At 70.8% G+C, this 20,703-nt stretch carries 15 protein-coding genes, 1 tRNA gene and 1 pseudogene; 12 read left to right on the plus strand and 5 right to left on the minus strand.

Annotated elements, in window-relative coordinates; genetic code table 11:
- Nucleotides 1-32: 32 nt before the first annotated feature.
- From ACN27G_RS23150 to ACN27G_RS23165, 4 genes are all read right to left on the minus strand, one after another.
- A complete protein-coding gene (locus ACN27G_RS23150) occupies nt 33-1,205 on the minus strand; it encodes a M48 family metallopeptidase (RefSeq protein WP_421494863.1) in 1,173 nt (390 codons plus the stop codon).
- A gap of 90 nt (nt 1,206-1,295) precedes the next feature.
- Nucleotides 1,296-2,075 (minus strand): hypothetical protein, encoded by a 780-nt coding sequence (locus tag ACN27G_RS23155; RefSeq protein WP_421494864.1) that lies wholly within the window; start codon nt 2,073-2,075, stop codon nt 1,296-1,298.
- A 10-nt stretch (nt 2,076-2,085) separates the two neighbouring features.
- Nucleotides 2,086-3,612: a cobyric acid synthase gene (locus ACN27G_RS23160; RefSeq protein WP_421497430.1), complete on the minus strand. Its 1,527-nt coding sequence runs from the start codon at nt 3,610-3,612 to the stop codon at nt 2,086-2,088.
- Nucleotides 3,613-3,752: 140 nt separating this feature from the next.
- Nucleotides 3,753-4,811 carry a cobalamin biosynthesis protein gene (locus ACN27G_RS23165; RefSeq protein ID WP_421497431.1) on the minus strand — a complete coding sequence of 353 codons (1,059 nt, stop codon included), beginning with the start codon at nt 4,809-4,811 and terminating at the stop codon, nt 3,753-3,755.
- 429 nt (nt 4,812-5,240) lie between these two features.
- Here ACN27G_RS23165 and ACN27G_RS23170 point away from each other — a divergent pair, with 429 nt between their 5' ends.
- Entirely contained in the window at nt 5,241-6,602 is a 1,362-nt protein-coding gene (locus ACN27G_RS23170; RefSeq protein ID WP_421494865.1) for an acyltransferase family protein, read from the plus strand.
- 269 nt (nt 6,603-6,871) lie between these two features.
- Here the strand turns inward: ACN27G_RS23170 and ssb are convergent, their stop codons facing one another.
- Nucleotides 6,872-7,687 (minus strand): single-stranded DNA-binding protein, encoded by an 816-nt coding sequence (gene ssb, locus ACN27G_RS23175; RefSeq protein ID WP_421494866.1) that lies wholly within the window; start codon nt 7,685-7,687, stop codon nt 6,872-6,874.
- 171 nt (nt 7,688-7,858) lie between these two features.
- Here ssb and ACN27G_RS23180 point away from each other — a divergent pair.
- The 11 genes and pseudogenes from ACN27G_RS23180 to ACN27G_RS23230 all read left to right on the plus strand — a co-directional run.
- Nucleotides 7,859-8,890 (plus strand): annotated as a pseudogene (locus tag ACN27G_RS23180) (alpha/beta hydrolase); the annotation flags it as partial.
- A gap of 1,002 nt (nt 8,891-9,892) precedes the next feature.
- A tRNA-Arg gene (locus ACN27G_RS23185) sits at nt 9,893-9,965 on the plus strand.
- 328 nt (nt 9,966-10,293) lie between these two features.
- Nucleotides 10,294-11,805: a hypothetical protein gene (locus tag ACN27G_RS23190; protein WP_421494867.1), complete on the plus strand. Its 1,512-nt coding sequence runs from the start codon at nt 10,294-10,296 to the stop codon at nt 11,803-11,805.
- A 396-nt stretch (nt 11,806-12,201) separates the two neighbouring features.
- On the plus strand, nt 12,202-13,254 hold the full coding sequence (locus tag ACN27G_RS23195; RefSeq protein ID WP_421494868.1) for a hypothetical protein: 1,053 nt from the start codon (nt 12,202-12,204) through the stop codon (nt 13,252-13,254).
- Entirely contained in the window at nt 13,251-14,087 is an 837-nt protein-coding gene (locus tag ACN27G_RS23200; RefSeq protein ID WP_421494869.1) for a fumarylacetoacetate hydrolase family protein, read from the plus strand. The genes ACN27G_RS23195 and ACN27G_RS23200 overlap by 4 nt, the downstream gene beginning before the upstream one ends.
- A 17-nt stretch (nt 14,088-14,104) precedes the next feature.
- Nucleotides 14,105-15,820, plus strand: coding sequence for a non-ribosomal peptide synthetase (locus ACN27G_RS23205; protein ID WP_421494870.1), 1,716 nt, complete (start codon nt 14,105-14,107; stop codon nt 15,818-15,820).
- Nucleotides 15,821-15,825: 5 nt separating this feature from the next.
- Nucleotides 15,826-17,601 carry an asparagine synthase (glutamine-hydrolyzing) gene (gene asnB / locus ACN27G_RS23210; protein ID WP_421494871.1) on the plus strand — a complete coding sequence of 592 codons (1,776 nt, stop codon included), beginning with the start codon at nt 15,826-15,828 and terminating at the stop codon, nt 17,599-17,601.
- On the plus strand, nt 17,598-18,332 hold the full coding sequence (locus tag ACN27G_RS23215) for a thioesterase II family protein (RefSeq protein WP_421494872.1): 735 nt from the start codon (nt 17,598-17,600) through the stop codon (nt 18,330-18,332). Before asnB ends, ACN27G_RS23215 begins: the two co-directional genes overlap by 4 nt.
- Before the next feature lie 22 nt (nt 18,333-18,354).
- Entirely contained in the window at nt 18,355-19,089 is a 735-nt protein-coding gene (locus ACN27G_RS23220) for a hypothetical protein (RefSeq protein ID WP_421494873.1), read from the plus strand.
- Nucleotides 19,086-19,820, plus strand: coding sequence for a hypothetical protein (locus tag ACN27G_RS23225; protein WP_421494874.1), 735 nt, complete (start codon nt 19,086-19,088; stop codon nt 19,818-19,820). The genes ACN27G_RS23220 and ACN27G_RS23225 overlap by 4 nt, the downstream gene beginning before the upstream one ends.
- 109 nt (nt 19,821-19,929) lie before the next feature.
- On the plus strand, nt 19,930-20,703 hold the full coding sequence (locus tag ACN27G_RS23230; protein ID WP_421494875.1) for an SDR family oxidoreductase: 774 nt from the start codon (nt 19,930-19,932) through the stop codon (nt 20,701-20,703).

The following is a 20,703-nucleotide window of genomic DNA, read 5'->3' on the forward strand; positions in this document are numbered from 1 at the left end:
TCACCCACCGGCCCCCGGAAGACCCGCCGAGATCAGGAGGGGTCGTCCGCCGGCCCCGGCGGTACGTCGCCCTCGGCGGCCGTGCCCGGCCGGGCGGAACCGTCGGCGCCGCCCGGTTGGCCGTTCCGCCGGGTGCGACCGGCGGCCCGGGCAGCCGCCTCACCCGCCGCGTTCATCCACGAGCGGGCCCGGCCGGCACCGCCGCCCACCCACTCGCCGACGTCACTGGCGCCGTCACCCAGCCGGCGCAGCAGGCCGACCAGCGGATCCTGGGAACGTCCGAATGCCTCCCGGTACGACTCCGCCGCCGCCTTGATCTCGGCGGAGACCGAGGTGAGGCCGTCGTCCTCGCGACGGGGGTAGTCGCCGCCGACCATTCGGGCGTACTCGCCGGAGTCGACCCACCTGCGCAGGTCGGCGGCGCGGGCCACCGGCACGGGATGGGTACTCCAGGCGGTCATCCTGATCTTGTGCAGGCTGTCGCGCAGGTCGCCACCGCCGTCGTACTCGGCGGCCTGCTCCACGAAGGCGGCCGTGTCGATCTGGCTCAGGTCACCTCCGCCGGCCAGCTTCATCAGCACCCGCACCGCCGCCGCCGGATCCTGGCTGGCGAGCAGCCCGGCCCGGTCGCCGGAGAGTTCCGCCTTGCGCCACCACTCCAGCATCGCGGCGATGATCGCCCGGAGTGCGAGGGCGCCGACCGGCAACCAGCTCAGGTTGGCCGCCCACCGGGTCAGGATGCTCAGGATGGTCTTGTAGACGGCGTGCCCACTGCCCACGTGCCCCAGCTCGTGCCCGAGCAGGAAGCGGAGCTCGTCGTCGTCGAGCTGGCTGACGCAGGCCGAGCTGATCACGACGAATGGCCGGTCGAGGCCGATCGCCTCACCGGTCAGCCAGGGTGACTGGGTCACGAAGAGCTCGGGCAGCTCGGCGACGTCCAGCGCCGCGCCCGCCTCGGCGTAGAGCCGGTAGACCCTCGGGTACTGCCGGTGGTCGACCCGGATGGCGGCGGCCAGGTAGGAGAGGCGGAAACCGCGCTCGTTCCACATCCCGAAGAACGCCTTGACCACGTCGTCGAAGCCGCGCAACTCCCGCAGGGCGGTAAGCGCGCCGCGATCAGCAGGATGCTCCCAGGCGCGTGAGCTGATCCCGGTGAGCACCACCCGCCGTCGCGCCGGAGTGCCACTCGTACCGCCGGTCGTCATGGTGTCCCCCCGCCCGCGCCGCGTTGGCCTGTCCTGCCGATCGTGCCGCAGCGACCCGGATACGTCCATAAGCAGACCAGGGTCAGTCGGTCACCGGATCCGGACGAAGGCGGTGCCGTCCGGGTCGGGGACGGCAGCACCGTCCACCACCCGTTCGGCCCGCTCGGCGGTGCGGTCGGCCGCGAAATGCGCCCGCTCGCCGCGCCGCCAGGTGTCGAGCTGAGGCAGCAGCGCCGCCCCGTCCCGGGCCAGGGTACGCGCCCGGCACAGCTCCGCCGGTGCGGTCACGAAGACACCGAGGGTCAGTTCGGCGGCGACGGCCGAGCGGGCGCTGGAGACCCCTTCGAGGACCAGCACCGGCGCGGGTGGTACGACGATCCAGTCGTCGCCGAAGCGGCCGCGGGTCCAGTCGTACCGGCGGTAGCGACCGGGCAGCCCGGCGCGGAGCGGGGCGAGGACCCACTCGTCGAGCCGGTGCCAGAAGGTGAACTGGTCCGCCCAGCCGTCGAGGAGATCGTCGGTGTTCACCACCGGTGTCTCCGGCCCGCCCCGCGCGGTCCCGGACGGCACGGTCCCGCCCCGCACGGTGCCGGACGGCACGGTCCGCAGCGGGGCCGTCCCAGGCGGGGCCGTCCCAGGCGGGGCCGTCCCAGGCGGGGCCGTCCCAGGCGGGGCCGTCCCAGGCGGGGCCGTCCCAGGCGGGGCCGTCCCGAGTGCGGTCCCGAGGGCGGCCGCCAGCCGGCCGGCGAAGACGGTCTTGCCCGCCCCGCTCGGCCCGTCGACCGCGACCAGGCGGGTCCGGCCCAGCCGGGCCGGCCGGCGCAGGATCTCTGCCGCCAACCCGGCGTACGACTCGACGACGGGCGGCATTCGGCAGACGCTACCCCTCCGCCCCGGGCGGGACGAAGGGCAGCGCCGGTGGTGGACCATGCTCGATGAGCCGCCACAGGGCGGCGGTGTCGAGGTGCTCCTCCACCAGGTCGCCGAGGATGTCGAGGGTGCGTTCGCGGGCCGCGGCGAACGATGTGTCCGGAGCGACCTGGAAGCCGTGCCGGCCGGCCAGCCGGGCGACCTCGGTCAGAAACCTGCGGCGGAACTCGTCCGAGGTGAAGGCGCCGTGCCAGTGGGTACCGAGGACGTGACCGAGCGCCGCACCCTCCGCCGCGCCGCCGGAATGCCGGATCAGCGGGGGGAGAGCGGGGTCCAGCTCGGAGACGTACCCGTGATGGATCTCGTAGCCGTGGACCGGGACCGACCCGAACGCGGTGCCCGTCGAGCGGGTGACGGTCTTGGCCGCGCCGAAGGTGATCCCGATCGGCAGCAGGTGGAGACCGGGCACCAGGCCACGCCCGCTCTCCACCTCGTCGTCGATGCTCCGGGCGAGCATCTGGAAGCCACCGCAGATGCCGAGCAGCGGCCGTCCGGCGGCCGCATGCGCGAGCACCGTGTCGGCCAGCCCGGTACGGCGCAGCCACTCCAGGTCCGCCACCGTCGACTTGGTGCCGGGCAGTACGACGAGGTCGGCGGCGGCGACCTCGGCCGGCTCGACGGTCAGCCGGACCCGTACCCCGGGCTCGGTCGCCAGCGCCTCCACGTCCGTGGCGTTGGAGATCCGAGGTAGCCGGATCACCGCCACGTCCAGCCATTCGCCGCCCCTGGGCGGCGCCGGGCGCCCGAGCACCCGTCCGTAGGCGAGCGAGTCCTCGGCGTCCAGCCAGAGGTCGACGTGCCAGGGCAGCACTCCGTACGTCGGCCGCCCGGTGAGCCGGGTCAGCATGTCGAGGCCGGGCTGGAGCAGGTCGAGGTCGCCCCGGAACTTGTTGACGACGAAGCCGGCCACGAGCTCCTGGTCGGCTGCGTCCAACAGGGCCACGGTGCCGAACATCGCGGCGAGGACACCGCCCCGGTCGATGTCACCGACCACGATCGCCGGCAGCCGGGCGTGCCGGGCCAGCCCCATGTTGGCGTAGTCGGTGTCCCGGAGGTTGATCTCGGTCGGACTGCCCGCCCCCTCGCAGAGCACGACGTCGTATTCGGCGCGAAGCTCGGCGAGCGCCTCGAACGCGGCCGTGGCCAGCCGGGGGCGGAGCGACCGGAAGTTGCCGGCGGTGACGGTGTCGACCGCCCGGCCGAGCAGCACCACCTGGCTGGACCGGTCACTTCCCGGCTTGAGGAGCACGGGATTGAAGCGCAGGTCCGGCGGGATGCCGCAGGCCGCCGCCTGCATGGCCTGCGCCCGGCCGATCTCGCCGCCCCGCCCGTCCGGCCCGATCACCACCGCCGAGTTGTTGGACATGTTCTGCGCCTTGAACGGTGCCACCCGGACACCCTGCCGGCGCAGCCACCGGCAGATGCCGGCGGTGAGGACGCTCTTGCCGGCATCCGACGTGGTCCCGGCGACCAGCAGCCCTCCACCCGTCCCGCCGCGCGGGCGAGCCGGACCCGTCGCCCTCCCGGCGGTCGCCGGGCTCGCGGCACCCGCCGGGCTCGCCGGACCCGCCGGGCCACAGGGGGCCGTCCGGTTCTCCGGCCTCACCCTCTCCGGCCTCACCGAAGTCGTCGAGCTGACGCGCGGGCCGGCTCGGGAATCCCACACCGCCGTCCCCGAGGTGGTACACCGATCCCTGGCAGTTTTCCCGTGAGTCGGCGGGTCGCCGCCCGCCGTGGTCGGCCGGTGGCCGCGTACGCCACCGCGATGCCGAGTGCGGCGAGCCCGACCGCACCGGAGAGCCGGGCCGCCCGGTCGATGTGCCGCGCCTCCGGGCGTGGACCGTCACCGAGGAACGGCCGGACCTCGGCCCGTCCGAAGTAGACGTTCCGTCCGCCGAGTCGCACGCCGAGGGCTCCCGCCATCGCCGCCTCGCACTGCCCCGCGTTGGGGCTGGGATGGTCCGCCCGGTCCCGCCGCCAGATCCGCCAGGCCCGGCTCCGGTCGCCCCGGACCAGCGGCGCGGCAGCGATGGTGAGCAGTCCGGTCAGCCGGGAGGGCACCAGGTTCAGCAGGTCGTCCAGGCGGGCGGCGGCGGCGCCGAACCGGACGTAACGGTCCGAGCGGTGCCCGACCATCGCGTCCAGGGTGTTTGCCGCGCGGTAGCCGAGGAGACCGGGCAACCCCCCACCCACCGCGCCCCAGATCAGCGGCGCGACCACCGCGTCGGAGGTGTTCTCCGCGACCGACTCGACGGTGGCCCGGGCGAGCTCGGACTCGTCCAGCGCCGACGGATCGCGCCCGCAGAGGTGCCCGAGCCGCTGCCGCGCCGCCGGTAGGTCGGCCCGGCGGAGAGCTCCGCTCATGGTCGCGGCTTCCCGGCGCAGCGTCCGCCCGCCGAGCACCGTCCAGGTCGCCGCCGCGACCAGCGCCGCGCGGGCCAGCGGCCGACGCCGGGTCGCCACCGTGGCCGCCACGCCAAGGGTCACCGGTACGCCGACCGCCAGTGCCGCGAATCCGGCACCGGCGGTACGCCGGGGCTGGTACAGCCGCCGTTCCAGTGCGCCCGCCGCCTGGCCGAACCCGGCGACCGGATGCCACCGCCGAGGATCACCGAAGATGGCGTCCAGGGCGTACCCGGCCGCCAACCCTGCGGCGTTCGCCGCGCCGTCGTCCAGCCATCCGGTCACCCCGGCCCGACGGCCGGCCGCCCGTGCGGAGCCGCCGCCGCGAAGCGGGCCGCCTCCCGCCGCCCCGCTCCCGGGCGTGCTGCCGCTCCCGGGCGTGCTGCCGCCTCCCGCCGCGCCGCCGGGTCCGGACGCGCTGTCGACTGGCCACACGGCGACCACCTCCCCAGACCCCGGAGAGCCTAGTCCGCCCGTCCCGGCCGCCCTCGGCACCTCGCTGACCAGCCCGGCGTCACCGTGCCGGACCGAGCGGTGCCCACGCGTACGGCGATCGGGCCCGGTCACCGGATAGGGTCGCGGCGGACCCGCGACAGCGGGCGTACGCAGCCGGGGAAGCACCGCACGAGGCGGACATCCCGGCACAATGTGACCGATGGAGGCATAAGTGCTGGTCATCGATGTGCCCATCGAGGAGGTCCGATGACCAGTGTGACGCCCGCCACCGACGCACTCCCCGACCCGCTCCCGGACACTGGCCGGACCACGGAGGCCGGCGAGACCAGCCGAGCTGGCGGGGCCGGCCGGGGCGGCGGGGCCACCGCGCTGAACCGCCTGCCGTCGCTGACCGGACTGCGGTGGATAGCCGCGATGCTGGTCTTCGGCTTCCACGTCGGGACGATGCAGATCGTCGCCGAGCCCGAATACGGGGCGGTGGTCGACTGGGTCTTCACGTTGGGCCTTTCGGGGGTGCAGTTCTTCTTCATCCTCAGCGGGTTCGTGCTGGTCTGGTCCGCGCGGCCCGGCGACAGCAAGCGGGCGTTCTGGCGGCGGCGAGCCGCCAAGATCTATCCGAACCACCTGGTCACCTGGGCCATCGTCATCGCGCTCGCGCTCTACTGGGCCGATCCGGTCAACCTGAAGGCCGCGCTGGCCAACCTCGTCCTGGTGCAGGCATGGATCCCCGTCGACGGCTACTTCTACAGCATCAACAACGTCAGCTGGTCGCTCGCCTGTGAGATGTTCTTCTATCTCTCACTTCCGTTCGTGCTTCCCCTGATCCGGCGGATGCGGGCGTGGCAGCTCTACGCCGTCGTCGTCGCCATGCCGCTGCTGATCATGGCGATGTGGCCCGGTCAGCAGCTCCTTCCGGAGACGGTCCGCTGGTGGTTCACGCAGATCTTTCCGGTCGTACGGTCCTTCGAGTTCTGGATAGGCGTCGCCGCCGCCGAGCTCATGTTGCGCGGGAAGTGGCGGGGCCCCGGCCTGCTGCTCTCCACCGGTCTCTTCGTCGCGCTCTGGGTGGCCTGCATGGAGTGGATCCGGGCCGAGCTCTGGACCACGGTGCTGGCCGTCGGCTACGTACTCGTGATCGCGAGCGCGGCCCGGGCCGACGTCACCGGCCGCTGGTCGCCGTGGCGCTCGCGAACCCTGGTCTGGCTCGGCGAGGTCTCGTTCGCGTTCTATCTGGTCCATGTGTTCCTGATCAAGGCCATCTTCCGGTTCAGCGGGCACAGCGGTGGGTTTGCCGGCTGGTGGGGGCCGGCCGTCGCGATCGCGCTCCTGCTGGTCAGCCTCGTCGCCGCCTGGCTGCTCTTCCGGTTCGTCGAGACGCCGATGATGCGTCTCCTCGGTCCTCCGCGCCGCAGGCGTGGCGCACCGCCGCCGCCTGCTCTGGTGCGACAACGACAGCCCGAGGCGGCGACCCGATCGGTGCCCGCACCGCGCCGCGCGCCGTCGACTCCCGGCGCTGCCGCCGAGCCGTCCGCCGTACCTCCGCCGAACACACCACGCGGAGGCGACGTATCCGAACCGGAGCGCCCGGCGGCCGAACGGGTGAGGTAGACGGCCGCTCGCCCCACCCGCCCCACCGACGTGCCGCCCGCCCCGTGCCAGGACAGACGCCGGCACGTGCCTGTCGGCGACCGGCCCGGACGGGCCGGTGCGCGGCCCGACGGTACGGGTGGGAAGGTCGGCCGGTGCCAATGACCGACCTCCCCACCCCTCGGTCGGCCCGGACGGCGGTGCGGAGGCGACCACCGGTCTCGCCAGGCGACCTCGTCCGGCGACGTCGATCGAGCGACCCGCCCGGTGGGAACCGCGCCGGAGTCCGATCAGACGGACGCGTGGGGGCGGGTGCGACCGCGCCGGGTGCGGGCCGCCGCCCCCTCGCCCGGTTCCGCGCCCGCCCCTTCGGCCCGCCCCTCGGCCGGGTCGTCGTCCCGCCCCACCTCCGGGTCGGCGCCCGCTCCGGCGCTCGACCCGTCGCCCGGCCCGGCGCTCAACCCGTCGCCCGGCCCGGCGCTCAACCCGTCACCGGGGGCGGCCTCCTCGTCATCCGGCAGCCCGTCGAGTTCGATCCGGTCGCCGAAGGGATCGGCCGGCAGACCCGCCGGATCGAAGCTCTGACCGGGCGACACGGGCAGGCCACCCCATTCGCCGTCGTCGTCGAACGGGCGCTCGTCGGGCAGGGCCGGCGCTTCCTCGCGCGACACGGAGTCGGTGGTCTCGCCGTGCACCCGGGCTTCGGCCTCGGCCTCCTCCATCGAGGATGTCGCCGTGGACGGCCGGTTGCGGGCGAAGCGTCCCCGGCCCCGGGACAGGTCGTGACCGACGGCCAGCGCCTCCAACTCGTACATCGTGCGGTGGTTGCCGGCGTCGTCGGTCCAGTCGCGGGTGTAGAGGCGACCGACCAGGACGACCGGATCGCCGACCATCACCGATGAGGCCACTCCCTCGGCCAGTTTCCGCCAGCAGTTCACCCTGACGCGCAGGCTGTTGCCGTCGACCCACCGCCCGCTCTCCCGGTCGAGGCGACGGGCGGTCGAGGCCACCTTGAAGTTGGCCACCAGGGTGCCACTCTGGGTGGTACGCCGCCACTCCGGCGCGGTCAGCACGTTACCGACAATCGTTACGTAGGTGTCGAACATCGCCCCTCCACAGGGATCCGGTTGTTCCCGTCCAAGCCGACTCGTCCGACAGCGTTCCGCTCCGAGACGGACGGCGGCCAGCGCCGCCAGCGCGACTGTGGACAACCCGCCGCCCTGTGGAAAAAGCCCTGATCAAGCCGCCATCTGCTATGGCGGAGTAGCGTCGGCGGGATGGAACCGGACCTGCTCGGAGCCCCGTACCAGCGGCAGACGATCGAGCTCGGCCGCGACGACGAGGGACCGGTGGTCGCCACGCTCGTCCGGCGCCGGGCCGACCGGCCGACCGATCGGGCCGTGCTCTACGTGCACGGCTTCGCCGACTACTTCTTCCAGACCCACCTGGCGGACTTCTTCGTCGCGCACGGCTGGCACTTCTACGCGCTCGACCTGCGCAAACACGGGCGCAGCCTGCTGCCGCACCAGACGCCGAACTTCTGCACCGACGTGACCGACTACTTTCCCGAACTCGACGCGGCGGCCGAGATCATCCGGAACGTGGACGGTAACCGGACACTACTTGTCAACGGGCACTCGGCGGGCGGGCTGATCACCGCGGTCTGGACGCACGCCCGCCGCTCGGCCGGCATCGTCGACGGGCTCTTCCTGAACAGCCCGTTCTTCGACCTCAACATGCCGTGGCTGGTCCGCCGGCCGGTTCTGGCGACGCTCGCCCGGGTCGGCCACCGGATGCCGTACCGCACCGTTCCCCGCCGGCTCTCCGCGGTGTACGGCCACAGCCTGCACGCCGAGCACCGGGGCGAGTGGCGATACGACCTCGCCTGGAAGCCCGTTGCCGGCTTTCCGGTCCGGGTCGGCTGGCTCGGGGCGGTCCGGCGGGCACAGCGGCAACTCCGGGCCGGGCTGGAGATCCCGGTCCCGATCCTGGTGAGCATCTCGGACCGCACCTTCCGGGGACGTACCTGGCACGACTCCGCGGCGCTGTCGGACGCCGTGCTCGACGTCGAACACATCGCCCGGTGGGCGCCGAAGCTGGGCCGGCACGTGACGTTGATCCGGTACGACGGTGCCCTGCACGACGTGACGCTCTCCGGACCGACCGTCCGGCAGCAGGTCTTCACCGATTTGGACCGTTGGGCCTTGGCCTACGTCGTTTCGACCGGCGCGCCGGTGGCCGCTCCGGCCAGTCCGTCGTCCCGCCGTCACCCGACCGCTGCCGGGGCACGCGGTACTGGCCCGGCTCCGGTCCCGCGCCCGTCCGCCACCGGCCGGGCCCAGGCTCAGGCTCCTCCTCCGGCTCCGGCTCCGGTTCGGGGCGGAGCTCACCCTGCCACCGAGCCGTCGTCGGCGCCGGCTGCGCGCGACGCGCACCCCCGCGCCACCGGCCCGGCTCCGGCTCAGGTCCCGCACCCCGCCGCCGGTCCGGCTCAGGTTCCGGTGCCGGCTCCGGTGCCGCGCTCCGCCACCGCCCCGGGGGCTCCCGGAACCGCTCCGGATCCTCCCGCCGGCTCTCCCGAGCCCGGTCGACGTCCGGCCGACGGCTCCGTTCCCGTGCCGGCGGATCTTCCCAGCGCTCCGGCTCCGGAGGCTCCGGCTCCACCCAGCGATCCGGCTGCGGTTCGGAATCCGACGCCGTCCCGTACGCGGACCAGCCGCCCTGCCGCCAGACCAACAGTTCCCGACTGAGCAGGTTCTGGTCACCGGCGAAGAAGATCCGGTCCACGGCTCGCCGTACCTTCTCCATGCCCGGCCGCGACGCCGTACCCGTGACGAGCACCACGTCCCGGGCCGGTACGCCGACGACGAGCTCGCCCGGCACGGACCGTTCCAGGTCCTCCCACACCTCGGCGGCGAGCAGGACGGTGGACTCGAGCCCTCCGAAGGAGAGCATCGGCGCGGGCGGTTGCCCCTCGATCCGCAACCTGGGCAGGAGCCGGTAGAGGTTGTCGACGGCCACCTGCCGCAGCTCCGCCTGGCTGATCTCCAGGTCGTCCAGGTCGTCCCAGGTGACCAGGCGCTGACCGTAGGGCGGCCCGAACGAGTAGCCGACGTCGAGCTCCTGGGTGAAGTCTTCGAGCAGGTGGTCCTCGCCGTACCGGGTGTCGTCGACCGACACCAGGAGCGGCAAGAACATTGTGCTCGTCAACTGCACGCTTCGAAACCTAGTATGTGCAGGCCAGATCGTCACGTCCTCGGCCGGCCGTAGTCCTGGCAGCGGTACCCTGCTGAGGCACGCCGACCAGGCTCGCGCCCGTAGCTCAGCGGATAGAGCAGCTGCCTTCTAAGCAGTTGGTCGCAGGTTCGAATCCTGCCGGGCGCACCGCTCCCGACGGTGCACGAACCTCTGGTTCCGGATCTGGGGCTTGTTCCGTCGTCGAACCTCGGACGCCCAGTCTGGCTGTTTCGTTCGGTTATGCGTGCTTCGTAGACCACATCCCTGCCGTCGCCTGTGCCCGGGCGGCGCGAGAACCGCGCCAACAGTGAATCGTTGTCCCGAGTGCCCCGGTCCACGAATTCCGCTCCACAAGCCTTTCGAGCAGCTCACGGGCGCCACTATGGATGGCACGCCGGCACCGCCGCTAATCGCCACCGCATCGAGGATTAGCATGTCCGCGTGGTCCCCTGAGGCATCGACGGTGGAGGCGAACGTGGGAAACAGGACCCTGACAATCGGCGCCCCGGTCGATGAACTGCACGAGCGGCGGTTGAAGGCGGTAGCGGCGGCCTGTGAACGGCTTGGCGCTCTCATCGACCCTTCCGCCGAGACGCCTCCCCCCGCCACCGTGGACCTGCTGCGCAACCTGGCGTCCGCCGGACGGATCGCGGTGAGCTCCGAGGACGACGAGGCCGGCCCCTGGACGCTGGCCTACGTCCCGTCGCCGGCCGCGCTGGCGGCGGTGGCCACCGGATCGACGACCACCTGGGGCCCGCGTCTGGACGCCAAGCAGCAGAAGGCGCTGCGCCGGGCGCCGGGCGCGGTCTTCCGCCTGCCGTTCGCCGATCCCGCGACGGGAGCCGCGAGCGGCGGCGCGGTCACCACCTTCACGACCGACTGGTCGCCCTTCACCGCAGCCTGTGCGATCGTCGTTCACCCGGACCACGAGGCGCTCGTCGGGACCCAGGTGCGGCGGCGTCCGTACTTCAGCGGCCGCTTCGTGCGTCACCCGCTACACGGGGACCTGCTCCCAGTGTGGGTCGCGGACTGGGCCAAGCCCGAGTTCGGGACGGGTGCGGTCATCGTCAACCCGGCGCACTCGGCCGCCGACCTGGAGTTCGCCCGCGCCGTCGGGCTTCCGATCCGGTTCGGTCTCGGGGATCACGAGCCCGGTGCCGATCCGGCAAGCTGGCTGACGCCGCCGGTCGTCAAGGCCGGGATGGCGGTGCGGGCGGGGCGGCACGATGGCCTGAGTCACCTGCAGACCCTCGAGGCGTACCTCGGCGACCTGATCGAGGCCGGCCACGCCGACCGTACCGAATCCGTCTCGCTCGGCCGTGCCCCGCTCGCCGTGCTGGCCGCGGATCCCGCCGGAGACGTCTCCTGGTCGCCGACGCTGCGGGCGCGTAGTTTCACCGACGACGCCGGGGAGCCAGCGTCCGTGTCCGCATCGCTGCGGGAAACGCCGCTGCTCACCGCGGCGACCGGGTACGCCGCCGGAGCGGCGACGTTGGTCAGTTCCTCGGAGGCTGTCGGCGGCGATCTGCTGTGGCTGCGCCTGATGATGATCGACCTTGCGGTCACCCACCCGCCGGTCCTGGTGCTGCCGGTGGCCCGCGCCGTCGTCGCGCAGGGCGTGGACCCGCAGTGGCTGGACGGCTCGCTGCTGGTGACCGGCCGGCCGGAAGAGGTGGTGTCGGTGAAGGCCCAGGTAGGCGAGCAGATCGCGCGGATCGCCAAGGACCACGCGGCCGTGCTGGCCGGCTCCGGCGGGTCGGAGGGCACCCCGTCCAGGGCGGCCGACCAGATCCTCGCGGCGCTCTCCGCCGCCGACTTCCCGACGGCCTTCAAACTGGTCGGCGCGACCGCGAAGACCGTCCGCCGGGGTGGGACGATCGGCGAATCGGAACGGAGCGCGTTTCTGGCCGCACTGTCCGTGTTGTTTGGATTTCCGCTGCCCGAGGACTTCTCCACGACGGCACTGAAAGGCGCACTCAACAGGTAGCCGCGTGCCCAGAGCGGAACCCTCCGCCCGTGCAGGGCAGCGACTCCCAGTTGCCTGGTCTCAATAACTTTCCGATCCGAGATTCCTCGCGGCCATTCCGGTGATGCCCGAGTTCGGTCCTTCGTCCGGCTCGCACCGATCGGCCGTATGTGACACAGAGGGCACCTTACTGACGGGTCTGCGTCGGCCAAGATGGCGACAAGATATCGCCAAGATTGCGCGGCAAGACTATGGCCGGTGCACATCTTCCGGAAGGTGTAATTTCGCAGGCCCCTTTGGCCGCCATCCACCAGTCCGCCAGGACGCCCTCCGATTCGCATTGACTGTCGCAGCTGAGGCCCGCGGGGCAACGTCGCAACCTGCGGGTTCTCGGCTGTCTAGGTTCGGGGAGTCAGCATGTTCGCCGCGCAGTCCCTACTCGTCGAGGTGCTTGATACAACCCTGCGTGAAGGGTCGTACGTCGTCGATTTCCAACTCGACGAGAGATTCGTCGTCGGCCTGCTCAATCGCCTCGACGAAACTCCGATCAGCAAGATCGAAATCGGTCACGGTGTCGGCTTCGAGGCCGAACGGACAGGAATACGGCCCTGCAATATCGACCTGAAGAGCTGGTGCGAGATCGCCCGCTCGGAGTTGGCCTCCTCTCAGTGGGGCATGTTCGCGCAACCCGAGTTCAGCCGGTTGGAGACCCTCCGCGAGCTGTGCGACCAGGGCATGTCCTTCGTGCGGATCGGAATGTCGCCCGAGCAGGTACAGGCGAACCTGGGTTATCTTAGGCGAGCCACCGAGATGTGCGACCAGGTGTATCTCAACCTTATGAAGTCGAGCGCCACCCCCGCCGACCTCATACCGGGTCTGCTGGACAGAATTCCGGACAACATCGCCGGACTCTACATCGTCGACTCCTACGGATCGATGCTCCCCAGCGACGTCAATCGTTACATCCTTGCCGCCAAGGAATGCTGCTCGGTGGTCGGATTCCACGGCCACGACAACCTTGGCATGGCAAACGCCAACAGTATGGCCGCATTGGATTCGGGGGCATCCATCATCGACGGCACCCTGGCCGGCATCGGCCGGGGCGCCGGAAACGCGGAGACCGAGTCGTTGGCGGGAATCCTGAGCATCGTCGGTGACGACATTTTCTCATATCAGAAGCTTGCCAAGATAGCGGAGTTCTGTCGGGCGAGCCTGCACGTCACTCCCGACAACCGGAACCTTCAGGTCCTCGGCGGCGTGATCGGCGTGCACTCCGGATTCTTCCCGCTCATCGAAGAGATCTGCGCGGAAAACTTCCTCGACCCGGGACACCTGATGAAGACCGCTGTCGAATTGGCCGAGCGGAGCGTCGGCAAGGACGACATACGTGCGGCGGCGCAGCTCATCGTCGGGTACGCGGCGGCGGTAACGACCCCTATGGCCGATGCGCTTCTTGGAGGAACGAAGTGAGGCTCGCCCGAATCGAGACGCCCGACGGCCACGAGATCTTCGTCAGTCACGACGGGATCTGGAGACGACTGTCGGACATCGAGGGTTTCGCCGCGCCGCGTAGGCTGGTTGATCTGCTCGACGATTCCGTGCGGCGGGAGCTTGTCGGTCTGCTCGGCCGCTCGCCGGCCGCCGGACGGGCCGACATCCGGCTTGCCGGGGCGGCGACCGTCCTCGACAGCGGTGATATCTGGGGTGCCGGGCTGAACTACCGGAACCACTCCCGTGATCTCGACGCCGAGCAACCCGTCTCCGGGCCCGGGTCGTACCTGCGGCCGCGGAACTGCCTGATCGCGAACGGCCGACCGATCGAGTTGCCGACGCGCAGCAAGCGGGTGACCGCCGAGGCCGAGTTGGGCCTCGTCATCGGCAGGGACTGCAAGAACGTGCCGCGTTCCTCCTGGCGCTCGGTCGTCGTCGGAGTCACCGCCGTGCTGGACCTCACCGCGGAGGACGTCATCCGGGAGAATCCCCGGTACATCCCGTGGGCCAAGGGGTTCGACACCTTCTGCAGCGTCGGACCGCAGCTCGTCACGTTGGACGAGTTCGACGACGTGAGTCTCAAGTCGATTCGGGTGTCGACCGTCCGCAACGGCGAGGTCATCGCCACCGCGCTCACCTCCGACATGAAATACGACCTGGGCTATCTGGTGGAGTATTTCACCGCCGACCGGACCATTCCCGCCGGCACGGTCATCTGTACGGGGACACCGGGCGCCGCCGTCGTCCGCCCCGGCGACTCGATCGAAGCGATCGTCGAGGGTGTCGGCGCTCTGCTGCACCCCGTGGCATGAGGACTGGTGATCTGTCCATGAACGACTTCTCCGTGATCCTCGACATCGACCGGGCCGTACGCGCCCATCCGGAGCGCGACGCCATCGCGACCGGGACGGGCACCATCAGCTACCGCCGTTTCGGCGAGGGTGTCGCCGACTTCGTGGCGCAACTCGAAGCGAACACCGCCCCCGGCGAGTTCATCGGGATCGAGGCCACCCGGACCGCCGGTTCGGTTGTCGCGATGGTGGGCGCGATGAAGGCCGGCCGTCCGTTCCTCTTCATCGACCCGCGCGACACCGCGTCGTACTCGACGAAGATAAACCTGCTCGGCATCACCACCCTCGCCAGGACGCCGGCCGGCTCCGAGATGCCGGTGGTCGGTGTGGTGCCGGCGCGGTGGCGCGGTGGCTCCGACGAGCCGGCGCCGTCCTGGAAGCAGCCGGAGGCCGAGGCCGACCGGATCGCCTACGCGATCTACACCTCGGGATCCACGGGAGAACCCAAGTGCGTGCTGGTACGCGGCGAACCACTGGGCACGGTCATCCGCGATCACGTGGAACGCCTGGCGATGGACCCGACCTGCCGCACGCTGCAGTTCGCGCGGCTGACGTTCGACGGGTGCATCACCGAGATCCTCTGGACGCTTACCGCCGGCGCATGCCTGGTGGTCCTGGACGAGGAACACCTCACCCCGGGGTCGGTGCTCCAGAACACGCTGGAGCGGTTCCGCGTCACCCACGTCAAGACCACACCGTTCGCCCTGACGGCGACCACGCCGACCCGGAACACGAGCCTGCGCCACGTGATCAACGGCGGTGGCGCGTGCCGCCAGGCGGTGCTCCGGAAATGGTCGTCGGTCGCGGTCTTCCACAATGCCTACGGAACCACCGAAACCACGATCTGCAACCTCCTCAGCGGTCGTCTGGATCCCGACGCCTGGGCCGATTCGGTCCCGCTCGGCGAATTCGTGGGTGACGGCGGTTACCGGATCGACCCGATCCCCGGGGCGGTTCGGCCGGCGCTCGCCGCCGGGACGGACATCCGCGGAGAACTGGTGCTGACCGGCGACTGCGTCGCCCTGGGCTACCTGACGCCGCACGGCACCCAACTCTTCCTCGACGGCACCGGGGACCGTGTCTACCGCACCGGTGACATCGTCGAGCGTCGGACCGGACAGATCTTCTACGTCGAGCGACTCGATCGGCAGATGAAGGTCCGGGGCTACCGGCTCGACCCCGGCGAGGTCGAGAGCGCGGCCTGCGGGCTCGGCGGTGTCGACGAGGCGGTGGTGACCGCCGAATCACACGACGACACGTACGCGTCCGACGCCGACGCTCTGGTCTGCTACTACGTGGGCACCGCCACGGTCCGCGACGTCCGGGCGCACCTGGAGAAGGTCCTGGACTCCTACAAGGTGCCCTCCGTCATCGAGCACATCGGCACGATGCCCTACACGCGCAACGGCAAGGTCGACCGGGACGCGCTCCGGGTGAGCCGCCACCGCACGGCGCCGGCAGGTGGCGACGACGCGCCCGCCGAGCGGGTGCTCGCGGCGGTACGCCAGCTCACCGGGACGGTCGACGTCGGTCTCGACGACAACTTCTTCGAGGTCGGCGGCGATTCGGCCTCCGCGGTGCTGCTGGTGGGCACGTTGCGGCAGCTCGGTTGGATGGATGTCGGTGTCCGGGACGTCCTGCGCGCGGAGAACCTGAAGGCGCTGGTCGCCCCGCTGCCGGATCGGGGCGTGTGATCGTCATGTGCGGTGTCTGTGGCACCTTCGCGCCGGACGGACGGATCGATCGCGGCATCGCGGCGGCCATGCACTCCCAGTTGGTGCACCGCGGGCCTGACGAAACCTACTCGCTGAACACCGGAACGATCTCGGCGAAGCTCGGCCGGCTCGGCATGACCGGCCTCGCGGACGGGTGGCAACCCGCCGAGGACCGCAGTGGTCGTTACGTGGCGATGACGAACGGCGAGATCTTCAACGCCGGCCAGTTGCGGTCGAAGGTGGGTCAGGACCGCCAGCGCAACGGCGTCGACGTGTCGGTGATCCCGGAACTGTTCGCAGGGTACGGCGTCGACGGGCTCGCCCTGGTCGACGGGCAGTTCGCCACCGTCATCCTGGACCGTGCCGAGAACGTCACATACCTGGCCAGGGACCGGTTCGGCATCTGCCCGATGTACTACACGGTCACCGGCGGGACGGTGCACTTCTGCTCCGAGATCAAGCCTCTGGTGCGATGCGTCGACCGCAACTGGAAGCTGAACATGGGCGCCGTCGACCAGTACTTCTCGATGGGCAACATCGTCGCTCCCCAGACGCTCGTGACGGCGGTGCTGGCCGTACCGCCCGGCTGCGCGGTGCGGTTCGGCGCGGGTGAGCCGGAAACCCTGCGGTACTGGCGCTACGGTGAGTTCCAGGACGCCGCGGAGGCGGTGCCCGCCGAAGCGCTCCGCGAGGGTCTGCGGCAGTCGACGCGCGACCGGCTGGCCGCCGATGTCGAGATCGGCACCTATCTGAGCGGCGGGTTCGACTCGACGGCGATCGTCATGGAGGCGGCCGACCTGCTCGACCGGCCCATCCGGACCTTCTCCGTCGTGTTCGACGAGCGGAACCTGGACGAGGACCGGTTCCAGACCGAGGTGGCCGAGCTCGTCGGGAGCAAGCACGAGCGGATCCGGTGCCGGCAGGCCGACATCACGTCGACGTTCGAGCGCATGGTCCGGCACTGCTGCTATCCGCAGCGTGAGACATACAACGTGGCCGCGATGATGTTGGCCGACGCCGTCCGTTCCGCCGGCATCAAAGGCGTCGTCTCCGGAGAGGGCGCCGACGAGCTCTTCTTCGGTTACGACTCCTACGCCTTCGACAGCGCGGCCAGATCCAGCCGCAGTTCCCGGCCGGAGAACGAGCAGGCATGGGGCCGGGCGGATTTCGGCTGGGAGGTCGACTGGCGCGGGGTGGACCGGCGCCGGAACACGTACCTCACCCCGGCGGCCCGGGAGGCGGTCTCCGGCAACGAGTTCTGGCGTACCCGACTCATCCCCTTCACCGACGAGGAGGTGAGGCACCTCTCGCCCATGCAAATGCGTTCCATCGCCGACGTCTACGTGCAGATGTCCGGTCACCTGCTCGGAGACCACGGCGACTCCATGGTGATGGCCAGCTCGGTCGAGGGACGCTATCCCTTCCTCGGCAACTCGGTGGTCTCACTCGCCCTGGAGGTCAGGGACGAGGCCAAGATGGTCGACTTCGAGGGCAAGGCATGCCTGAGAGCGGCCTACCGGGGAGTCGTCCCGGATTCGGTCCTGCGGCGTGGCAAGCACGGTTTCACCGCGTACGACCTGCGGGCGGGCATGGACGCGCGGACGTGGGCCGGTTGGCGCGAGCTGGTCGCCGCCTCCGGTGTCTTCGCCGACGACTGCCTGGACGCGGACCCGCGGACCACCCAGTCGGAGAAGTGGGACTTCCGGCTGTGCGCGATCAGCATCGCCATGGTGATGGACGAACTGGGGCTGCGGCTGTGAACCCCCGACAGGACCGGGTGACGGAGGCGTCCCGGGCGTCCGGGAATCCGGACATCGTCGTCTTCCCGGGTGCCGGCTCGTTCGGCGGCGAGCTCAAGACCGTGGTCCAGGAATTCGGGCCCTCGGCGTGGCTGGTCCACTATCCCGGCCGGTTCGGCAGGAACTTCGGCAGGGGGGCCGACTCGTTCAGCGCTGTCGTCGAGCACTGTCTTTCCCAACTGGCCCGGCGGACGCCGCGTCGACCGGTGCTCGTCGGGCACAGCTTCGGCGCGTACGTCGCGTACGCGGTCGCCGCGCGGCTGGAGGGGCTCGGGACGGCGGTCGCCTCGTTGGTCGCCGTCGGCGCGACCGCACCGAGCCTGGTCACGGTCCCCGAATCGGTCACCAGGAGCCGGCCGGATCTCGTCGCCTACCTGGCGGATCTCGCCCCGGGCGCCGATGCCTCCGACGCCTGGCGGGATGCCACCCTCGATCTGGCCATGCAGGATCTCCGTATCCTGCGCGAATTCTCGCCATCGGACTACGGCCGACTGCGCTGCCCCATCCATGCCGCCGGTGGCGACCAGGATCAGTTGGTGTCCGCGAACGGACTCGGGGCATGGCGGTCCAGCACCTCCGGCGGACACACCCACCGCGTCTTCGCGGGCGATCACTCCAACTTTCTGCACAGCGCCGAGTTCGTTTCTTGGCTGCGCGAGATCGGTGTCGGGGCCGACGCGGGACATGGCTGAGACAGATCAGGAAGGAACATCGATGCATATTCTGAACGACCTGCGGAAGGCGCTGCCGGAGCGGGACGTGCCGGCGGTCGAACGCTGTGCCACGGACCTGTACGAGGCCCTCCCCCGGCCGGACGAACTGGGGAAGAACATCGTCATGGTCGCGTACGGCGGCGGCAAGGACAGCGCGTACGCGGTGGCGTTCGTCCGCGCCGTGCACCTGACCCTCGCCGAGCGGTACGGCGAGACGTTCACGTTGCGCCTCGTCACCATGCGGCACGGTGGGATGCCGTACCAGGTGATGCTGAACATCGACCGGACGTATCAGGCGCTCGGTGTCTACGGCGACCCGAACACCGAACTGCTGCTGCTGGAGGGCGACCAGGTCCGCGCCTTCGAGCGGGACCGGGCCATGCCGTACCGGCTGCTCGAATTCAACCGGATCGACATGTTGATGTCCGGCCACCGCGCCTACGGCGATGGACGGGCCACCTTCTGCAACGCCTGCAACCTGAACGTGGCGAACTCCTTCGGCGTCGCCGCCCGGCACGGCGACGGGGTGGACCTGATCATCACCGGTGACTCTCCCCGTGAGCAGCGGGACTACGCGTTGTGGATCCGCAAGCTGGCGCGGGACGCGGGCCAGAAGCCGGCCGACGGCGGTAAAGGCTTCAAGGCACGCTGGAGACGCTCAACGGACTCGCGCAGGTGTACTTCCAGGAGATCCACGGGACCGGCAATGTCGAGCGGATCCAGGAGCGGGGGGTGACGGCTGACGTCCCCACCGGGTTGAGGTTCTTTTCGATCTACGACTACACCAGCTATGCCTCGGGGGCGCACTGGCAACTCCTGACCGACCACCTCGGGTTCGTCTTCGACGAGATCGCCTTCAACTTCACCGAGTCCGACTGCGCCAACCCCGCCCTCATGGCCCACCTGCGTGGGCTGCGGACCGAGCGGGCGTACCGGCGGTCCTACGGCGAGGGCATCGACCAGTACGTCGACTTCGCCCTGGGTCTGATGGAGCGTAAGCACTTCCCGCCGCATCTGGTCGACGAGATGCGGGCCCGCTACAGCACAAGTGCCGGCGTCGAGACGATGCGCAGGGTGGCCGCCCAGTACGCGGCGGACGCGTTCGGACTGACCGAGACGCACCTGGTCTGCATGGTGTATTCACCCTTCGCGGGACGGGCGGTCAATCTGCACGGTTTTCTGGCCGGGGAGCATCCGGAGCTGGTGCAGGACGAGGAGCGCATCCGCGGTCTCCTGGCCGGCGCGGAGGACGGGGAACTGGCGGCCCGGCTGGAGCGGATCAGCGGACTGAGCGTCACCGACCTGCGGGTCCTCTACAACGGCCCGCTCTGGTCGCCCCGCACGGACGTCTCGGCTCAGGCGCCCGTGCTCCAGCAGGTGATGTCCACCGACCCGCACCAGAAGGTCATCACCGCGAAACACAACCGCGAGGGGGACGAGATTCTCGACCGGGTCGCCGGCCGCTAGGCCGGTCGCCCGGGGTACGCGGGCGCAGCCGAACCCGGCTGCGCCCGCGTGTCGCGCGTCGGTGGGGAAATGCGTCGGCGGGGAGATGCGTCGGTGAGGAGATGAGGAGATGGATCTCGGTCTGGCCGGACGTACCGCGCTGGTCTGCGGCTCGACCGGTGGCCTGGGCGAGGCGATCGCGCGGACCCTGGCCGAGGAGGGCGCGAACACCGTGCTCTGCGGCCGGAGAGCCGGACGGGCCGCGGACATCGCCGGCGGACTTCCCCGGGCCGTCGGTGTCGACGTGGACCTGCTCCATGAGAACGGTCCGGCCGAACTGTTCGCGGCGACGGTGGATGCCTTCGGCCCGCCGGACATTCTCGTGCTCAACGGGCCCGGGCCCAGGCCCGCGGCGGCGGCGGAGATCGACATCGACGACGTGGACGCCGCGTTCGAGGGACTCGTACGCCCGCACGTCAGGCTGGTCTCGCTCGCGCTGCCCGCGATGCGGGCGGCCGGCTGGGGGCGCATCCTGGCCGTCGGGTCCAGCGGCGTCGTGGCCCCGTTGCCCAACCTGGCGCTCTCCAACCTCGGTCGGGCCGCGCTCACCGGCTACCTGAGAACGCTTGCCGCGGAGGTCGCCGCCGACGGTGTCACGGTGAATCTCCTGCTGCCCGGTCGGATCACGACCGACCGGACCGCCGCGATCGACGCCGCGAACGCGCGACGCTCGGGTCGCAGCGTCGCCGAGGTCGAGCGGGCGTCGGTCGCCACCATCCCGGCCGGCCGTTACGGGCGTCCCGCCGAGTTCGCCGCCGCCGCCGCGTTCCTCTGCGGCGCGCCGGCCTCCTACATCACCGGCGTCGCCCTGCGCTGCGACGGCGGGCTGGTACGTGGTCTCTAG

Source organism: Plantactinospora sp. WMMB334, from assembly GCF_049179095.1.
Lineage (GTDB): Bacteria > Actinomycetota > Actinomycetes > Mycobacteriales > Micromonosporaceae > Plantactinospora.

Bases quoted from the DNA above. Each gene is read 5' to 3' on its own strand.
- ACN27G_RS23170 (WP_421494865.1), top strand. From the start codon at position 5,241: ATGACCAGTGTGACGCCCGCCACCGACGCACTCCCCGACCCGCTCCCG.
- ACN27G_RS23155 (WP_421494864.1), bottom strand. From the start codon at position 2,075: ATGCCGCCCGTCGTCGAGTCGTACGCCGGGTTGGCGGCAGAGATCCTG.
- ACN27G_RS23230 (WP_421494875.1), top strand. From the start codon at position 19,930: ATGGATCTCGGTCTGGCCGGACGTACCGCGCTGGTCTGCGGCTCGACC.
- asnB (WP_421494871.1), top strand. From the start codon at position 15,826: ATGTGCGGTGTCTGTGGCACCTTCGCGCCGGACGGACGGATCGATCGC.
- ACN27G_RS23220 (WP_421494873.1), top strand. From the start codon at position 18,355: ATGCATATTCTGAACGACCTGCGGAAGGCGCTGCCGGAGCGGGACGTG.
- ACN27G_RS23205 (WP_421494870.1), top strand. From the start codon at position 14,105: ATGAACGACTTCTCCGTGATCCTCGACATCGACCGGGCCGTACGCGCC.
- ssb (WP_421494866.1), bottom strand. From the start codon at position 7,687: ATGTTCGACACCTACGTAACGATTGTCGGTAACGTGCTGACCGCGCCG.
- ACN27G_RS23195 (WP_421494868.1), top strand. From the start codon at position 12,202: ATGTTCGCCGCGCAGTCCCTACTCGTCGAGGTGCTTGATACAACCCTG.
- ACN27G_RS23150 (WP_421494863.1), bottom strand. From the start codon at position 1,205: ATGACGACCGGCGGTACGAGTGGCACTCCGGCGCGACGGCGGGTGGTG.